This is a genomic window from Nitratireductor aquimarinus, assembly GCF_017255295.1.
Classification (GTDB): Bacteria; Pseudomonadota; Alphaproteobacteria; order Rhizobiales; family Rhizobiaceae; genus Nitratireductor; species Nitratireductor aquimarinus.
Map to the genome: position 1 here is coordinate 83759 of NZ_JAFKDE010000012.1, position 15460 is coordinate 99218.

13 protein-coding genes and 1 pseudogene are annotated in these 15460 nt (G+C 62.0%); 8 read left to right on the forward strand and 6 right to left on the reverse strand.

Features of this window, described 5'->3' with window-relative positions:
• Positions 1–15 precede the first annotated feature (15 nt).
• From JYP46_RS19630 to JYP46_RS19655, 6 genes and pseudogenes are all read right to left on the reverse strand, one after another.
• On the reverse strand, positions 16–900 hold the full coding sequence (locus tag JYP46_RS19630) for a DMT family transporter (RefSeq protein WP_206549079.1): 885 nt from the start codon (positions 898–900) through the stop codon (positions 16–18).
• Positions 897–2453: a VOC family protein gene (locus JYP46_RS19635; RefSeq protein ID WP_206549080.1), complete on the reverse strand. Its 1557-nt coding sequence runs from the start codon at positions 2451–2453 to the stop codon at positions 897–899. The genes JYP46_RS19630 and JYP46_RS19635 overlap by 4 nt, the downstream gene beginning before the upstream one ends.
• Before the next feature lie 168 nt (positions 2454–2621).
• On the reverse strand, positions 2622–4382 hold the full coding sequence (locus JYP46_RS19640; protein ID WP_206549081.1) for a pilus assembly protein TadG-related protein: 1761 nt from the start codon (positions 4380–4382) through the stop codon (positions 2622–2624).
• A 1-nt stretch (position 4383) separates the two neighbouring features.
• Positions 4384–4811: pseudogene (locus JYP46_RS19645) on the reverse strand (TadE/TadG family type IV pilus assembly protein).
• Positions 4812–4974: 163 nt separating this feature from the next.
• Positions 4975–5211: a hypothetical protein gene (locus JYP46_RS19650; protein WP_206549082.1), complete on the reverse strand. Its 237-nt coding sequence runs from the start codon at positions 5209–5211 to the stop codon at positions 4975–4977.
• Between the two features lie 309 nt (positions 5212–5520).
• A complete protein-coding gene (locus JYP46_RS19655) occupies positions 5521–6729 on the reverse strand; it encodes a winged helix-turn-helix domain-containing protein (RefSeq protein WP_206549083.1) in 1209 nt (402 codons plus the stop codon).
• Positions 6730–7113: 384 nt separating this feature from the next.
• Here JYP46_RS19655 and JYP46_RS19660 point away from each other — a divergent pair, with 384 nt between their 5' ends.
• From JYP46_RS19660 to nuoH, 8 genes are read left to right on the forward strand one after another with little or no spacing between them, the layout of a single operon-like run.
• Positions 7114–7479 (forward strand): NADH-quinone oxidoreductase subunit A, encoded by a 366-nt coding sequence (locus JYP46_RS19660; protein ID WP_113154949.1) that lies wholly within the window; start codon positions 7114–7116, stop codon positions 7477–7479.
• A complete protein-coding gene (locus JYP46_RS19665; RefSeq protein WP_113154950.1) occupies positions 7470–8045 on the forward strand; it encodes a NuoB/complex I 20 kDa subunit family protein in 576 nt (191 codons plus the stop codon). The genes JYP46_RS19660 and JYP46_RS19665 overlap by 10 nt, the downstream gene beginning before the upstream one ends.
• An 8-nt stretch (positions 8046–8053) precedes the next feature.
• Positions 8054–8656: an NADH-quinone oxidoreductase subunit C gene (locus JYP46_RS19670; protein ID WP_113154951.1), complete on the forward strand. Its 603-nt coding sequence runs from the start codon at positions 8054–8056 to the stop codon at positions 8654–8656.
• 17 nt (positions 8657–8673) lie between these two features.
• A complete protein-coding gene (locus JYP46_RS19675; protein ID WP_206549084.1) occupies positions 8674–9864 on the forward strand; it encodes an NADH-quinone oxidoreductase subunit D in 1191 nt (396 codons plus the stop codon).
• Positions 9865–10962, forward strand: a complete 1098-nt coding sequence (locus JYP46_RS19680; RefSeq protein WP_206545492.1) for an NADH-quinone oxidoreductase subunit E — start codon at positions 9865–9867, stop codon at positions 10960–10962.
• A gap of 11 nt (positions 10963–10973) precedes the next feature.
• Positions 10974–12278, forward strand: a complete 1305-nt coding sequence (gene nuoF, locus JYP46_RS19685) for an NADH-quinone oxidoreductase subunit NuoF (protein ID WP_113156261.1) — start codon at positions 10974–10976, stop codon at positions 12276–12278.
• A gap of 49 nt (positions 12279–12327) precedes the next feature.
• Positions 12328–14409, forward strand: a complete 2082-nt coding sequence (gene nuoG / locus JYP46_RS19690) for an NADH-quinone oxidoreductase subunit NuoG (RefSeq protein WP_206549085.1) — start codon at positions 12328–12330, stop codon at positions 14407–14409.
• 6 nt (positions 14410–14415) lie between these two features.
• The gene (nuoH, locus tag JYP46_RS19695; RefSeq protein WP_206549086.1) at positions 14416–15459 is read left to right on the forward strand and encodes an NADH-quinone oxidoreductase subunit NuoH; all 1044 of its coding nucleotides are present in this window, start codon (positions 14416–14418) and stop codon (positions 15457–15459) included.
• Position 15460: the final 1 nt, after the last annotated feature.

The window sequence follows — 15460 nt, forward strand, 5'->3', positions numbered from 1 at the left end:
GCCCCGCCGGCGCGCCTATTTGCGCGCCATACGGGTTTCGCGAAGAACGATATAGACGCCGCTGGCAATGATGATGGCCGCGCCCACATAGGTCCAGCCGTCGGGCAGTTCGCCCCAGACCAGCCAGCCCAGCAGGCTTGCCCAAAGAAGCGCGGTGTAATCGAAGGGCGCGACGATGGCGGCAGGGGCGAGGCGGAACGCATGGCCGATCAGCGTTATGCCGATGGAGCCGAACACCGCCATGCCGAGGAAAAGCGGCAGGTGATCAAGCGCAAGCGGCTGCCAGTCCATCGCCACCACGGGCGTGGCGTAGATGAGCGGAAACAGCGCCACATAGAACATCATCGTCCAGACATTCTCCTCGCGTCCGACCCAGCGCGCGCTGATCATGAACAGCGCGTAGCAGAAGGCCGTGCCGACGATAAACAGCGAGGCTGGCTGGAAGGCTTCCGCCCCCGGTCGCACAATCACCAGAACACCGGCAAAGCCGACGCACACGGCCAGCCAGCGCCGCCAGCCCACATGCTCACGCAGAAGCGGCACCGAGAGCGCGGTGATGAAGATCGGGGCGGCAAAGACCAGCGATGTGGCTTCGGCCAGCGGCAGCGTGGCGAGGCCGCGAAAGAAAGCGTAGCTTCCAAGCACCATCACGAAGCCACGGGCCGCGTGGACGGCCAGATGCCGCGTGCGGATCGCCGGCAGGCCCTGCGTGGCGATGATGAAGGCGGCGATCATTGGCACGGCCAGAATGTTGCGCCAGAACACGATGTGCAGCGGGCCATAATGCGCGGTAAGCCATTTCGCCATGGCGTCGTTGAACACAAGGCAAAGCACGCCAAGGCAAATGGTGGCAATGGCCGGTCCGGGGCTGTTTCGGGCGTCTGCGGTCTCAACGGTCATGGGGTATGGGTCTCCAGCCAGGACTGCACCACCGGGTCGTCTGCCTCGGTCAGGAAGTGGCCTGCCGCCACCGTTTCCACGGTCACCGTCGCGCCGGCGGTGCTGAGCGTGTCGCACAGGGCCTGCGGCTGCCGGGTCAGGCGGTCTTCCGCACCGACGACCATCAACACCTCAACGCCCGTAAGATCGGCCTCTGGTGATTCCTCCAGCACATCCATCGGACGGATGAGCACCGCTTTGCGCACCCAGCCCGGGTGAAGCCGCATGAAGGCGGCCAGAAAATTCGCTCCGTTGGAATAGCCCATATGCACCGTGTTGGAGGCTTTGACCCCATAGGCGGCGGCAGCGCCTTCGCAGAAGGCTTCAAAGGCTTCCGCCTCGGAGCGAATGTCGGCCTGATCGAAGCGCATTTGTGGCAAGCGGCGGAACCAGCGCGCTGCACCTTCCTCGGTGGCCCGCCCGCGCACCCCCAGAAGCGTGGCGTGCGGGGCCGTGCGTGCGGCAAGCGGCATCAGGCTGGTCTCCGTGCCGCCGGACCCATGCAGAAGCACGATGTGCCCGCCATCGGGCGCTTCTGGCGTGTGGAAACGGTGCACGAATGGAAGCTCGCGATAGATCACGCGTGGTTCGCCGGGCATCGCGAATTGCGGCAGCACCACGCGGAAGGCATCTTCATCCCCGGCCGGGGCCTGCGGAATGAAAAGCGTGCTTCCCAGCGTCTCCTGCGGCTCATCCACGCCCATTCCCGGCGCATCGGTTGCCATCTCGACGAGAACGCCGCCTGGCTCGCGGGCATAAAGCGAGGTGAAATATTTGCGATCATGGATCGTGGTGGGTGTCGCATTGCTGCGCCTGAGGCTCGCCCCGGTCGCTTCCAGCGCCTGTTCGGAAGTTGCGCGAAGGGCGATGTGGTCGACCGTGCCAGCGCCCGGCGCGCTTGACCAGAAACCCTGCACATTGCGCAGATCAAGCGCGTCGCCCGTCTCGGAGACAAGGCGTTCGATGGCACCGTCGCTCATTCCGGGGCGATAGCCGAAATGCGTGGTGAAGAAGGCGCGGGTCAGATCCTGCTCCTCGGTGAAGAGCGTCGCGCTGCGCAGATTGCCGACTGCATGTTCCGGCGGAATGCCGTCAGCCGCCCAGGGGGCTGCATGGCGCAGTCCGGCAACGCCCACGAGTTTGATGATGATCCCGTCTGGATCCTTCAGCCGCAGCACGGGTTCGCCCAGCTCGTTGCGCGGTCCCTCCGGCCTGAGGCCGGCGGCGAGCGCGCGCGTCAGCCAGAAGCCGATGCTCTCCGGTTGAATGGCGAGTGCGAACTCACCGATCTGGCCATAGCCTGCGCGGCCCGGCGCACCGTCTTCCCAGACAAGAAAGGTAACGAGCGAGCCCGGCGTGCCGGCCGCGTCGCCATAGAACAGGTGCAACTGCTCGGCATCCTCGAAACCCGCCGTCTGCTTGACCAGCCGCAGCCCCAGAAAACCGGCATAGAAATCCACATTGGCCTGCACCTTGCGGGTTATCAGCGTGATGTGATGGATGCCGCTGCTCATGGTCTGTTCTTTCTGCGAAACTGCACTCGATTGTCTGGAAGGTGGCACCGGTGCCCGTCGGCGTCCAGATGGCATTGGTGCGGCACTTCCGCAAGCCAGCGTGAAGCTCAATAAAAAAAGCCCCGCAACGCTGGTTGCGGGGCAGTTTTGGACGGTCTGCTTGGGTAATTACTGAACTAGGACCGGCCGTTCGCAGCTGACACCGGTGACCCGAACATCGGCTTCGCCGATTTTCACGCCGGCAAGCGCCAGCACATTGTAGAGAAGTTCGTCGATGGGGGCTGTCAGGCCCGCCAGAAGCGTTTTCACGGTTCCCTGCACCAGAGGGCCGTTCAGGAGCGTGCCGCCCAGCAGCGAGCCGCCCAGAACCTTTGCCTCGAGTTCCAGGTTTTCGAGCAGCGAGCCGGTCACCGAGCCCAGAAGGTTGCGCGTGGACACACTCTTCACACGCGCCTGATGAATGTCGGAATCGGAAAACCGAAGCCGCGACGGGCGCAGGTTCTGTCCCTCGATATGGGCCATGCCTTCGAGCGAGATGGAGAGCAGCCCGTCGACATCGATCATCTTGGCCGGGGTCACGCGCGCTTCCTCCGAGAATGTCGACAGAACGCTGTCATCCACCTCGCCGAGCGCCACTTCCAGAACGCCGGGCATGGCGTCGATGGTGACGCTGCCGCTGTTGGGCGAGGAAGGGCTGCACTGAATGTCGGCAAGCCGCGCCTCGGCATGGGCGACTTCCACATAGAGCGGCACGCGAAGCCTGGTGCGCAGGACGATCAGGTTGATGTCGAGTTCAAACGAGACCTTCAGCCGGGTCTGCGCCGTTCTTACGGCGGTTCCGATAGGGCCGAGCGCGTGGCTTGGCGTACCCACCGGCGGTTCGCCGATCGCCAGGCTGACGGAAAGATTCGTCAGTGGCGGCAGGCTGAGCCCCGTGTCGACGGCAATCTGGTTTTCGCCATTGGCGAGTGCCGCTGCCGCCGTGATGATCTCCAGAACGCCGATCTTCATGTCCCATGGCGCATCTGTCGCCAGTGTCAGGGCATTCTTGGCGTCGAGATTGAGGATGCGGTCCAGCCGGATCGTTTCGGCGTTTTTGGACGTGGCTGTCTCAAGCGTCTTGAGCACGGTCTGCACCGTGGGCGGAACGCCGCTTGTCAGCCGGATCGTGGACAGAAGCTGCGGCAGCGTCAGATCCGTTGCCAGGATCTCGTCATAGGTGAGGGCGGTCAGGTCCAGCCTTGTCGCCAGTGTCTGCATGAAGGCGAGCACATCGACATCCGCGTCGAGCAGCGCCTCATAGTCCATCGCCTTGAGTGAGATCGTTGTGCCCAGAAGGCCGCCAAGAAGGCTGTTGAGAATGCCTCCGTTCAGGCTGGCGAGGCGGGAGCCGACCGAAAAGCCGGCCAGTTTCTCCGACGAGGCCGTTCCAACGGCGAAGAGCTCGGGCGCATCGGTGAAGAGAGACCCGAAATAGATGTTGCCTTCCTTCCGGATCGTCACCTTGGCGGCGTCCGGCGAGGTCTCCATCTCCACAAAGCGCAGATTTGCGGCGATTGACGGGTCGGGATAGTAGCGACCACGTACAAGCCTGGCGACGCCGCGCTTCTGCTGGTCGATATACTCTTCTTCCGTCAGATATCGCTCATCAAGCAGGAGGCCGTCTTCGGTCTCGACTGCAATGTTGTGGTTGTTGAGCGCGAAGAACTTCGCCACCGCTTCTTCCGCGTTGACGATGTCTGCCGCCGCCACGATGGAGGCAAGGTCCGCCGCCTTTTGCAGCTTGCGGTCCTGAAGCGTGAGATTGCCATAATCCACTGCAAGCGCCAGGCAGCCGATCATGATCGGCAGGAAGAGCGCGAACAGCGTCGCGACATTGGCCCTGGTGTCTCTCACAAAGCGGCGGGCGAGGGGAAGCAGCGCCCGCATCTCAGAGGCCTCCGAGCCGGATGGTCGAGAAACCGACAATCTCCTTGTCCGGCATCGCATATGAATAGAGCGACCAGATCGGCAGATCGCTGGAGTCGTATTTGACGGTTACCGTAAACTGGTTTGGATTACCGGCATCGTCAGCGACATCGATGTTGAACTTCTCGGCATTGATGAACGGGTGGTCCATCATCGACTGCTCAATGAAGTCGCGTGCGATTGTCTGCCGCTCGGTCTGGGAAAGACCGGCAACCGCCGCTCGCGCCGCGTCGGCGCTCACCTGTTGCAGGAGTGCGATGCGCTCAGATAGATGCCATAGGCGATCATCGAGAAGACCGTCAGGAAAAACACAGGTGCGATGATCGCGAATTCGAGAGCTGCCGTGCCGTCTGATCGGTCCAGAAATTTTCTGATAATTCTTTTTGTCATTCCAATACTCCCAAGCCCGGCATCAGGATTCAGGAGCAAAATTAAACAAAGAATAAAGCGAGCTATAAACTTGTAGTATAGGTCTATGCAATCTGGGGTTTAATTTGAAATTGAAAGCAACCCTAGATAAATATATTTCAACAATCTACAGGACAACTCAAGGTTATGCAAGTAATGATTGCGGGAGAATGCTCTGCGCCTCGATGCCCGGTTTTGCGCGGGTTTGTGCAGGGCGCATGTATCCGTCGGCTTCATCCAAAGATTGAAAAAAGACACCAATTTCCGGATTTGAACAAATGTCGCGTAAAGAGCGGCTTTTTGCTTCTCTCGCGTATAAAGCGTTGTGAAAAGGGCCAAAAAAAGAGCGTGGATTTGACAGTAAGATAGCCGGAGGTTGCATTTTCTGTTTCCTGAAACCGTTCCGGCTAGGGCCAGGACCCATTAATATGGCCGCAATGGCGCTCGATAGACCAAGAGATGCCAGGAAAAGCCCGCAGAGCGGGGTCTTCCCCCGGTCAAGGGATTTGACGCCGCAGGTCGCCGGTCTATCGAGCGTCCTTCGGATCAGCCTGATTTGCACGGGCTACTTTGTCGCAAAGCTTTGAAAGACATGAAGTCTTCCTGCAGCCTTGCTTCGCGTATCCGCACAAATCAGGCCGACCATTGCGGCCATATTAATGGGTCCTGACCCTAAGCAAATTCCGTGGCGTCAGGCCGCCTTTTTGTACGCGATGAGAGCAGAGGCAAGATCACCTCGCTCCATGATGGAAACGCTCTCCAGTTCCAGCCAGTTGGCGAACCGCTGTAGTTCACAAGACAAGACCTCCGCCGTTTCTGCCGGCGCATGCGGTTCGGCATGGGCCGCCTGGACCAGAAGCGTGCGTTTTGCGCGGTCGGCCTTCAGGTCGACGCGGGCGACGATACGGTCGCCCATGAGAAACGGCAGCACGTAATATCCATGCACGCGCTTGTGGGCCGGCGTGTAGATCTCGATGCGGTAGCGGAAGCCGAAGATGCGTTCGGCGCGGTCGCGCTCCCAGACCACGGGATCGAAGGGCGAGAGCAGGGCGGGCCTGTCGATGCGACGCGGAAGCTTTGCGTCCCGGTGCAGATAGGCCGTGTTGCGCCAGCCCGTAATCTCGACCGGCAGCAGCGCGCCGGCCTCCACCAGTTCTGCAACGCGGGCCTGCGAGTCGGCCGGTTTCAGGCGAAAATAGTCGCGCAGGTCCGGTTCGGTGGCGACACCCAGTGCACGTGCGGCAATCTCCACCAGCGCGCGCTGCGCATCGTCTTCGCGTGGAGTGGGCGTGTCGAGCACGCTCTGCGGCAGCACGCGCCCGGGCAGATCGTAGAGCCTCTCGAAGCTCGGGCGGCGTGAATGCGTGGTGATGCGGCCGCACCAGAACAGCCATTCCAGCGCCTTCTTGGTCTTGCTCCAGCCCCACCAGCCCCCATCGCCCCGGTCGCCGCCGAAAGCCGAGGAGGCAATCGGGCCTTCGTCTGCGACGCGCTCATATACATGCTCAATGAAGGCGTGTTCTTCACGGGCGAAACGCACGAGCCCCTTGTAGACACCCTGGCCGCGCGCCGCCCGCTCCATGCGCCAGCGCATCAGGGGCTGTGTCTCCACAGGGAGGAGGGAAGCTTCATGCGCCCAGTATTCAAAGAGCATGCGCGGCTTTCTGGACTGGGCGCGCTCCAGAAGTTCGACAGGGTAGGGGCCGAGTCGCGCATAAAGCGGCATCAGATGGGCGCGCGCGACGACATTCACCGAGTCGATCTGCAGAAGGCCGGTTCGTGCAAGCGTGCGCCTTAGATGCTGCCTCTCCACACCGTTTGCCGGCGCAGCAGTGGAAAACCCCTGGGCTCCGAGGGCAATTCGCCGCACCTCGGCGGGCGTGAGTCGCTGCTTTCTCATGGGCTTTGCCGAATTCGCGTGTCCAATATACACAAGACGTAGCGTTTCGTTTCCGGCCGCGCCACCCGACAGGCTTCGCGGCCGCAACCTCTCCTGACAGGACGATGACAGGGCGGAGGTAACTCTTTACACACCGATTTTATGCGTTAAGTCCGCTCATGAAACGCGGCGAAACCGTGTGGGGCAGGCGAAAAACGGCGGAAATGCTTTAGACAATGCCGCATTCTCGCCAATGTTTGACTTGCTTCGCCAAGCGCCCTGCGCTAACCCTCGCCGCGTTGCAACATGAGCCTAGCCTTGCTGCCTCGGCTAGCGGCGCACAAACCCCGGTTACGGGCCTTTGATACGCAGCCTCGCCCGCGGCGGGCAACGGAAAGTCGGACCATGAATGAGCTTCTGAGTTCATACCTACCTATCGTTATTTTCATCGGCGTCGCCCTCGTCGTCGCAATTGCGCTTGTGGTTGCCCCGTTCCTGGTGGCCTACCGCAACCCGGATCCGGAGAAGCTGTCGGCCTATGAGTGCGGCTTCAACGCATTCGACGACGCGCGCATGAAATTCGACGTGCGCTTCTATCTGGTGGCGATTCTGTTCATCATCTTCGATCTGGAAGTCGCGTTCCTCTTCCCGTGGGCGGTGGCGTTCGGCGAAATCGGCTGGCTTGGCTTCTGGTCTATGATGGTGTTCCTCGGTGTTCTGACCATCGGCTTCATCTACGAATGGAAGAAGGGAGCGCTGGAATGGGATTGAACAACGGCACGCTCGTGGCGCCCCAGCCCAAGGGGCTGATCGACCCCCGCACCGGTAATCCGGTCGGCGCGGACGATCCGTTTTACACGGGCCTCAACAACGAGCTTTCCGACAAGGGCTTCATCGTCACGTCGTCGGAAGCGCTGATCACCTGGGCGCGCACCGGCTCGCTCATGTGGATGACCTTCGGTCTGGCCTGCTGCGCCGTCGAGATGATGCACATCTCCATGCCGCGCTACGATGCAGAGCGTTTCGGCATCGCGCCGCGCGCTTCACCGCGCCAGTCCGACGTGATGATCGTCGCCGGCACGCTGACCAACAAGATGGCGCCTGCGCTCCGCAAGGTCTACGACCAGATGCCGGAGCCGCGTTACGTCATCTCCATGGGCTCGTGCGCCAATGGCGGCGGCTACTATCACTATTCCTATTCGGTGGTGCGCGGCTGCGATCGCGTCGTGCCTGTCGATATCTATGTGCCCGGCTGCCCGCCCACGGCGGAAGCGCTGCTTTACGGCATTCTTCTTCTCCAGAAGAAGATCCGTCGCACCGGCACGATCGAACGTTAGAGGCGAGCATGAGCGAAGCGCTGAAGGACCTGGCGGCATACGTCACGGAAAAGCTCGACGCCCAGATTCAGGATGCGGTCGTCGCCTATGGCGAGCTGACCTTCCTGGTCGAGCCGGGTGACATCGTCGATGTGCTCAACTTTCTGAAGAACGACGTGCAGTGCCAGTTCTTCGCCTTTGTCGACATTGCAGGCGCGGATTATCCGGCGCGCGAGAAGCGGTTCGAGGTGGTCTACCATCTCCTGTCGCCGCGCCAGAACCAGCGCGTTCGCGTCAAGGTGTCGACGGATGAGGACACGCCGGTGCCGTCGGTCGTGGAAGTGTTTCCCGCCGCCGACTGGTATGAGCGTGAAACCTACGACATGTACGGCGTGCTGTTTACCGGCCATCCGGACCTGCGCCGCCTTCTGACCGATTACGGTTTCGAAGGGCATCCGCTCCGCAAGGACTTCCCGCTGACCGGCTTTGTCGAGGTTCGCTATGATGACGAGCTGAAGCGCGTCGTCTACGAGCCCGTCAATCTGAGGCAGGAATTCCGCAATTTCGATTTCCTCTCGCCGTGGGAAGGGACGGATTACGTCCTGCCCGGTGATGAGAAGGCGAAAGACTAGAGGTTGGGCAGCGCCAGATGACTGAGCACTCCGTCCGCAATTTCAACATCAACTTCGGCCCGCAGCATCCGGCGGCCCACGGCGTTCTGCGTCTGGTGCTGGAACTCGACGGCGAGGTGGTGGAACGAGTCGATCCGCATATCGGTCTGCTGCACCGCGGCACCGAAAAGCTGATGGAGCACAAGACCTATCTGCAGGCCGTGCCCTATCTGGACCGTCTCGATTACGTCGCGCCGATGAACCAGGAACATGCCTATGCCCTGGCGATCGAGCGTCTGCTCGACGTTCAGGTGCCGATCCGCGGACAGCTTATCCGCGTTCTCTATTCCGAGATCGGCCGTATTCTGAACCACCTCCTGAACGTCACCACGCAGGCGATGGACGTGGGCGCGCTCACCCCGCCGCTGTGGGGCTTCGAGGAACGCGAAAAGCTGATGGTGTTCTATGAGCGGGCCTGTGGCGCGCGCATGCACGCAGCCTATTTCCGTCCCGGCGGCGTTCATCAGGACATTCCCGACCAGCTGGTCGAGGACATCGGCAAGTGGATCGATCCGTTCCACAAGACGCTGGACGATCTCGACAGCCTTCTGACCGGCAACCGCATCTTCAAGCAGCGTAACGTCGACATCGGCGTCGTGACGCTGGAAGAGGCATGGGCCTGGGGCTTCTCGGGCGTCATGGTGCGTGGTTCGGGCGCTGCATGGGATCTGCGCAAGAGCCAGCCCTATGAGTGCTATCCGGAGATGGAATTCGACATTCCGATCGGCAAGAACGGCGACTGCTACGACCGCTATCTCATCCGTATGGAAGAGATGCGCCAGTCGGCGAAGATCATGCGCCAGTGCGTTGATCGTCTTCTTGGCAAGGAGCGTGTCGGCCCGGTTTCCAACACCGACGGCAAGGTCGTCCCGCCCAAGCGCGGCGAGATGAAGCGGTCGATGGAAGCGCTGATCCATCACTTCAAGCTCTACACCGAAGGCTACCACGTCCCCGCGGGCGAGGTTTACGCGGCTGTGGAAGCGCCCAAGGGCGAGTTCGGCGTCTATCTGGTCTCCGACGGCTCCAACAAGCCCTATCGCTGCAAGCTGCGCGCACCGGGCTTTGCTCATCTCCAGGCCATGGATTTCCTGTGCCGCGGCCATCTTCTGGCCGACGTCGCCGCCGTTCTTGGCTCCCTCGACATCGTGTTTGGTGAGGTAGACAGATAAATGTCAGTCCGCCGTCTCGCAGACGAAGCCGTCCAGCCCGAAAGCTTCGCATTCTCCTCCGCCATGAGCGGGGAGGTGAAGCGCTGGCTGGGCAAATACCCGCAGGACCGCAAGCAGTCGGCGGTGATCCCGCTGCTCATGCTGGCGCAGGAGCAGGAAGGCTGGGTCACGCGCGCAGCCATCGAGCATGTGGCAGAAATGCTGGACATGCCGCTGATCCGTGTTCTGGAAGTGGCGACCTTCTACACCCAGTTCCAGCTCGCGCCGGTCGGCACGCGCGCCCACATCCAGGTCTGCGGCACCACGCCGTGCATGCTGCGTGGTTCGGGCGAGCTCATCGAGCTGTGCAAGAAGAAGATCAATCCCGAGCCGTTCCACCTCAATGAGGAAGGCACGCTGTCGTGGGAAGAAGTCGAGTGCCAGGGCGCATGCGTCAACGCACCGATGGTCATGATCTTCAAGGACACCTATGAGGATCTGACGCCGCAGCGTCTCGAAGAGATCATCGATGCATTCGAGGCAGGCAAGGGCGACACGATCGAACCCGGTCCGCAGATCGACCGCATCTTCTCCGGTGCGGCTGGCGGTCTGACCGCGCTGACCGACGAGAAGGCCGTCACCGGCAAGGCGAAGGCTTCCTCTTCGAGGGCAGCCGCCACCGGGACGAAGGTTCCGCCGTCTCAGGCAGCCAAGCCCGACACGTCTGCAACCGTGACCGATCCGGCCATCAAATCGCCGTCGCCGGTCAAGGCCGACAATGGTGCGACCTCTGCAACCGCCAAGAGCGCGCCGCAGAAGGCCGCGAAGCCGAGCCTTGAAGACAAGAACCGCCCCGAAGGCATTGAGCGTCCGGCTGAAACGGACGATCTGAAGCTGATTTCCGGCGTCGGTCCGAAGATCGAAGGCATTCTGCACGAGATCGGCATTTTCACCTTTGCGCAGGTCGCAAAGTGGAAGAAGGCCGAGCGCGAGTGGGTTGACGGATATCTGAGTTTCCATGGCCGCATTGAGCGCGACGACTGGGTCAAGCAGGCCAAGGCGCTCGCCAAGGGCGGCGAAGCCGAATACATCAAGGTCTTCGGCAAGAAGCCGAGGTGAGGGACGAAGCCATGCTCGCTGACAAGGACCGCATCTTTACCAATATCTACGGCCAGTTCGACCGTTCGCTGAAGGGCGCGCAGTCGCGCGGCCTCTGGGACAACACGAAGGGACTGGTCGACAAGGGCCGCGACTGGATCATCAACGAGATGAAGGCTTCGGGCCTGCGCGGGCGCGGTGGCGCCGGCTTCCCGACCGGTCTCAAATGGTCGTTCATGCCGAAAGAGCCGGGCGACCGTCCGCATTACCTCGTCGTCAATGCCGACGAGTCGGAGCCGGGCACCTGTAAAGACCGCGACATCATGCGCCACGATCCGCACACGCTGATCGAGGGCTGCCTGATCGCCGGCTTCGCCATGGGCGCGCACACCGCATACATCTATGTGCGTGGCGAATTCGTGCGTGAGCGCGAGGCGCTCGAGCGCGCCATCGCCGAGTGCTACGACGCGGGCCTTCTGGGCAAGAACAACAAGTGCGGCTGGGACATGGACGTCTTCGTCCATCACGGCGCCGGCGCTTATATCTGCGGTGAGGAAACCGCGCTGCTCGAAAGCCTTGAAGGCAAGAAGGGCCAGCCGCGTCTCAAGCCGCCATTCCCGGCCAATGTCGGTCTCTATGGCTGCCCGACGACCGTGAACAACGTCGAATCCATCGCCGTTGCGCCGACCATTCTGCGCCGCGGCGCGTCCTGGTTCTCCTCCTTCGGGCGGGAGAACAACAAAGGCACGAAGCTCTTCTGCATCTCCGGTCATGTGAACACGCCGTGCACGGTGGAAGAAGAGATGTCGATCCCGTTCCGCGAGCTGATTGAGCGCCATTGCGGCGGCATTCGCGGCGGCTGGGACAATCTTCTCGCAGTCATTCCGGGCGGCTCTTCGGTGCCGCTGGTGCCGGCGCACGAGATCATCGACACGCCGATGGACTTCGACAGCCTGCGCGAGCTGAAGTCGGGTCTGGGCACCGCCGCCGTGATCGTCATGGACAAGTCCACTGACATCGTGAAGGCGATTGCGCGGCTCTCCTACTTCTACAAGCACGAGAGCTGCGGCCAGTGCACGCCGTGCCGTGAAGGCACCGGCTGGATGTGGCGTGTGATGGAGCGTCTGGTCGTCGGCCAGGCCCAGAAACACGAAATCGACATGCTGCTCGACGTGACGAAGCAGGTGGAAGGACACACGATCTGCGCCCTTGGCGATGCGGCTGCATGGCCGATCCAGGGTCTCGTGCGTCATTTCCGCCCGGAAATCGAGCGGCGTATCGACGAATTCACCCGCAATGGTCATCAGGTGCAGCCGGCACTGGTGGCAGCGGAATAAGAGTGAAGATTTTGCTCCGGAAGGGGCGAGAGGCAAGCGGACAGCGACCATGGCAAAATTGAAAGTCGACGGCACGGAGATCGAGGTTCCCGATCACTACACGCTGCTGCAGGCCGCCGAAGAGGCGGGCGCGGAGGTGCCGCGTTTCTGTTTTCATGAGCGTCTGTCGATCGCCGGCAACTGCCGTATGTGTCTGGTGGAAGTGAAGGGCGGACCGCCCAAGCCGGCCGCATCCTGCGCCATGGGCGTGCGCGATCTGCGTCCCGGCCCGAATGGCGAGCCGCCGGAAGTGTTCACCAACACGCCGATGGTCAAGAAGGCCCGCGAAGGCGTGATGGAGTTCCTGCTCATCAACCATCCGCTCGATTGCCCGATCTGTGACCAGGGCGGCGAGTGCGATCTGCAGGACCAGGCGATGGCCTTCGGCGTGGATTCTTCGCGCTACAAGGAAAACAAGCGCGCCGTCGAAGACAAATATATCGGACCGCTCGTGAAGACGATCATGACGCGCTGCATTCACTGCACGCGCTGCGTTCGCTTCACCACCGAAGTGGCCGGCATTTCCGAGCTTGGCCTGATCGGCCGCGGCGAGGATGCCGAGATCACCACCTATCTCGAGCACGCGATGACGTCCGAGCTGCAGGGCAACGTGATCGACCTTTGTCCGGTCGGCGCGCTGACCTCCAAGCCCTACGCCTTCCAGGCGCGTCCGTGGGAGCTGAACAAGACCCAGTCCATCGACGTGATGGATGCGGTCGGCTCGGCCATCCGCGTCGACACGCGTGGCCGTGAAGTCATGCGCGTCATGCCGCGCATCAATGAGGCGGTTAACGAGGAGTGGATCTCCGACAAGTCGCGCTTCATCTGGGACGGCCTGCGCACGCAGCGCCTCGACCGCCCCTATGTGCGCAAGGACAACCGTCTGCAGCCGGCCTCCTGGGGCGAGGCGTTCGACGCCATCGCCAGGGCCGTTTCCGCAACGACGTCCGACAGGATCGGCGCGATTGCCGGCGATCTGGCAGCCGTAGAGGAAATGTACGCGCTCAAGGCGCTGATGCAGTCGCTCGGTTCCCCGAACTACGATTGCCGTCAGGATGGCGCAGCACTCGATCCGGCGCTTGGCCGTGCAGGCTATGTGTTCAACCCGACCATCGAAGGCATCGAGGATGCTGACGCGCTTCTGATCATTGGCGCAAATCCGCGCTTCGAGGCTTCGGTTCTCAATGCCCGCATCCGCAAGCGCTGGCGCATGGGCGATTTCCCGGTCGGCGTGATCGGCGAGATGGGTGACCTGCGTTACGATTACGACATGCTGGGCACTGGAGCGGACACGCTGCAGGAGCTGGTAGACGGCAAGGGCAAGTTCGCTTCCGTTCTGAAGAAGGCAAAGCGGCCGATGATCGTGGTCGGGCAGGGGGCTCTGGCCCGCACCGACGGCGCAGCCATTCTCGGTCTCGCAGCCAAGCTCGCCGGTTCCGTCAACGCCGTGTCCGACGAGTGGAACGGTTTTGCCGTTCTGCACACGGCGGCAGCCCGCGTCGGCGGTCTCGACCTCGGCTTCGTGCCGGGGCAGGGCGGCAAGGACGCGAATGGCATGATGGGCGCACTGGACGTGCTCTTCCTGCTCGGCGCAGACGAAATCGACATGAACGCCATCGGCGACGCCTTCACCGTTTACATCGGCACCCATGGTGACGCCGGCGCACACCGCGCCGATGTCATCCTGCCGGCAGCCACCTATACGGAGAAGTCCGGCACCTATGTGAACACCGAGGGCCGGGTGCAGATGGGCAACCGCGCCGGTTTCGCACCGGGCGAGGCAAAGGAAGACTGGGCCATTCTTCGGGCGCTGTCCGATGTGCTTGGCCACAGGCTTCCGTTCGACTCGCTGGCTGCCCTGCGCGCCGCGCTTTATGCCGAATTCCCGCATTTCGCAGCCATCGACACGGTCGCTCCGGCCGATCCGGCTGCTATCGAGAAGCTCGCCAGGCTTGGCGGGCGTCTGACCAAGGCTCCCTTCACCTCGCCGGTGAAGGACTTCTATCTGACCAATCCGATTGCCCGCGCGTCGGCCGTCATGGCCGAATGTTCGGCGCTGGCGCGTGGCGAACTGAAACAGGCGGCCGAGTAGAGACGAATGGATACCTTCTTTTCAACCTACGTCCTTCCGGGGCTTCTGATCCTTCTGCAGTCGGTGGCGATGATCGTCATCCTGCTGGTTTTCGTCGCCTATATCCTCTACGCCGACCGTAAGATCTGGGCGGCCGTTCAGCGTCGTCGCGGTCCGAACGTGGTCGGTCCGTGGGGCCTGTTCCAGGCGTTCGCCGACCTCTTCAAGTTCGTCTTCAAGGAGCCGGTCATTCCGTCCGGCGCCAACAAGGGCGTCTTCCTGCTCGCGCCGATGGTGGCTTCCGTGCTCGCCATCTCGGCCTGGGCGGTGATCCCGGTCGCGGAAGGCTGGGCCATTGCCGACGTCAACATCGGCATTCTCTATGTCTTCGCCATCGCCTCGCTCGAGGTTTACGGCGTGATCATGGGCGGCTGGGCCTCGAACTCGAAATATCCGTTTCTCGGCGCGCTGCGCTCGGCGGCGCAGATGGTCTCCTACGAAGTCTCCATCGGCTTCGTGATGGTCACGGTTCTGCTCACGGTCGGCTCGCTCAACCTGACGGACATCGTCCTGTCGCAGGGCACCGGTCTTGGCACCATGGTCGGCCTGCCGAACTCGTTCCTCGACTGGAACTGGCTCGTGCTGTTCCCGATGTTCATCGTGTTCTTCATCTCCGCTCTTGCCGAGACGAACCGTCCGCCCTTCGATCTGGTCGAAGCGGAATCTGAGCTCGTGGCCGGTCACATGATCGAGTACTCCTCGACGCCGTTCCTGCTCTTCTTCCTTGGCGAGTATGTAGCCATCGTCCTGATGTGCGCGCTCACCACCATCCTGTTCCTGGGTGGCTGGCTGCCGCCGTTCGACTTCGCTCCCTTCACCTGGGTGCCGGGCGTCATCTGGTTCGTCCTCAAGGTCTGCCTCGTGTTCTTCATGTTCTCGCTGGTGAAGGCCTTTGTCCCGCGCTACCGCTACGACCAGCTCATGCGTCTTGGCTGGAAAGTGTTCCTGCCGCTGTCGCTGTTCATGGTTGTCGCAACCGCGGCCTTCCTGAAATTCACGGGGATGGCATGAT

What these genes read in the sequence shown, in the direction of transcription:
- JYP46_RS19640 (WP_206549081.1), bottom strand. Translation starts at nt 4,382, where the DNA reads ATGCGGGCGCTGCTTCCCCTCGCCCGCCGCTTTGTGAGAGACACCAGG.
- nuoH (WP_206549086.1), top strand. Translation starts at nt 14,416, where the DNA reads ATGGATACCTTCTTTTCAACCTACGTCCTTCCGGGGCTTCTGATCCTT.
- JYP46_RS19660 (WP_113154949.1), top strand. Translation starts at nt 7,114, where the DNA reads ATGAATGAGCTTCTGAGTTCATACCTACCTATCGTTATTTTCATCGGC.
- JYP46_RS19635 (WP_206549080.1), bottom strand. Translation starts at nt 2,453, where the DNA reads ATGAGCAGCGGCATCCATCACATCACGCTGATAACCCGCAAGGTGCAG.
- JYP46_RS19680 (WP_206545492.1), top strand. Translation starts at nt 9,865, where the DNA reads ATGTCAGTCCGCCGTCTCGCAGACGAAGCCGTCCAGCCCGAAAGCTTC.
- JYP46_RS19670 (WP_113154951.1), top strand. Translation starts at nt 8,054, where the DNA reads ATGAGCGAAGCGCTGAAGGACCTGGCGGCATACGTCACGGAAAAGCTC.
- JYP46_RS19650 (WP_206549082.1), bottom strand. Translation starts at nt 5,211, where the DNA reads ATGCAACCTCCGGCTATCTTACTGTCAAATCCACGCTCTTTTTTTGGC.
- JYP46_RS19655 (WP_206549083.1), bottom strand. Translation starts at nt 6,729, where the DNA reads ATGAGAAAGCAGCGACTCACGCCCGCCGAGGTGCGGCGAATTGCCCTC.
- JYP46_RS19665 (WP_113154950.1), top strand. Translation starts at nt 7,470, where the DNA reads ATGGGATTGAACAACGGCACGCTCGTGGCGCCCCAGCCCAAGGGGCTG.
- nuoG (WP_206549085.1), top strand. Translation starts at nt 12,328, where the DNA reads ATGGCAAAATTGAAAGTCGACGGCACGGAGATCGAGGTTCCCGATCAC.
- JYP46_RS19630 (WP_206549079.1), bottom strand. Translation starts at nt 900, where the DNA reads ATGACCGTTGAGACCGCAGACGCCCGAAACAGCCCCGGACCGGCCATT.
- JYP46_RS19675 (WP_206549084.1), top strand. Translation starts at nt 8,674, where the DNA reads ATGACTGAGCACTCCGTCCGCAATTTCAACATCAACTTCGGCCCGCAG.
- nuoF (WP_113156261.1), top strand. Translation starts at nt 10,974, where the DNA reads ATGCTCGCTGACAAGGACCGCATCTTTACCAATATCTACGGCCAGTTC.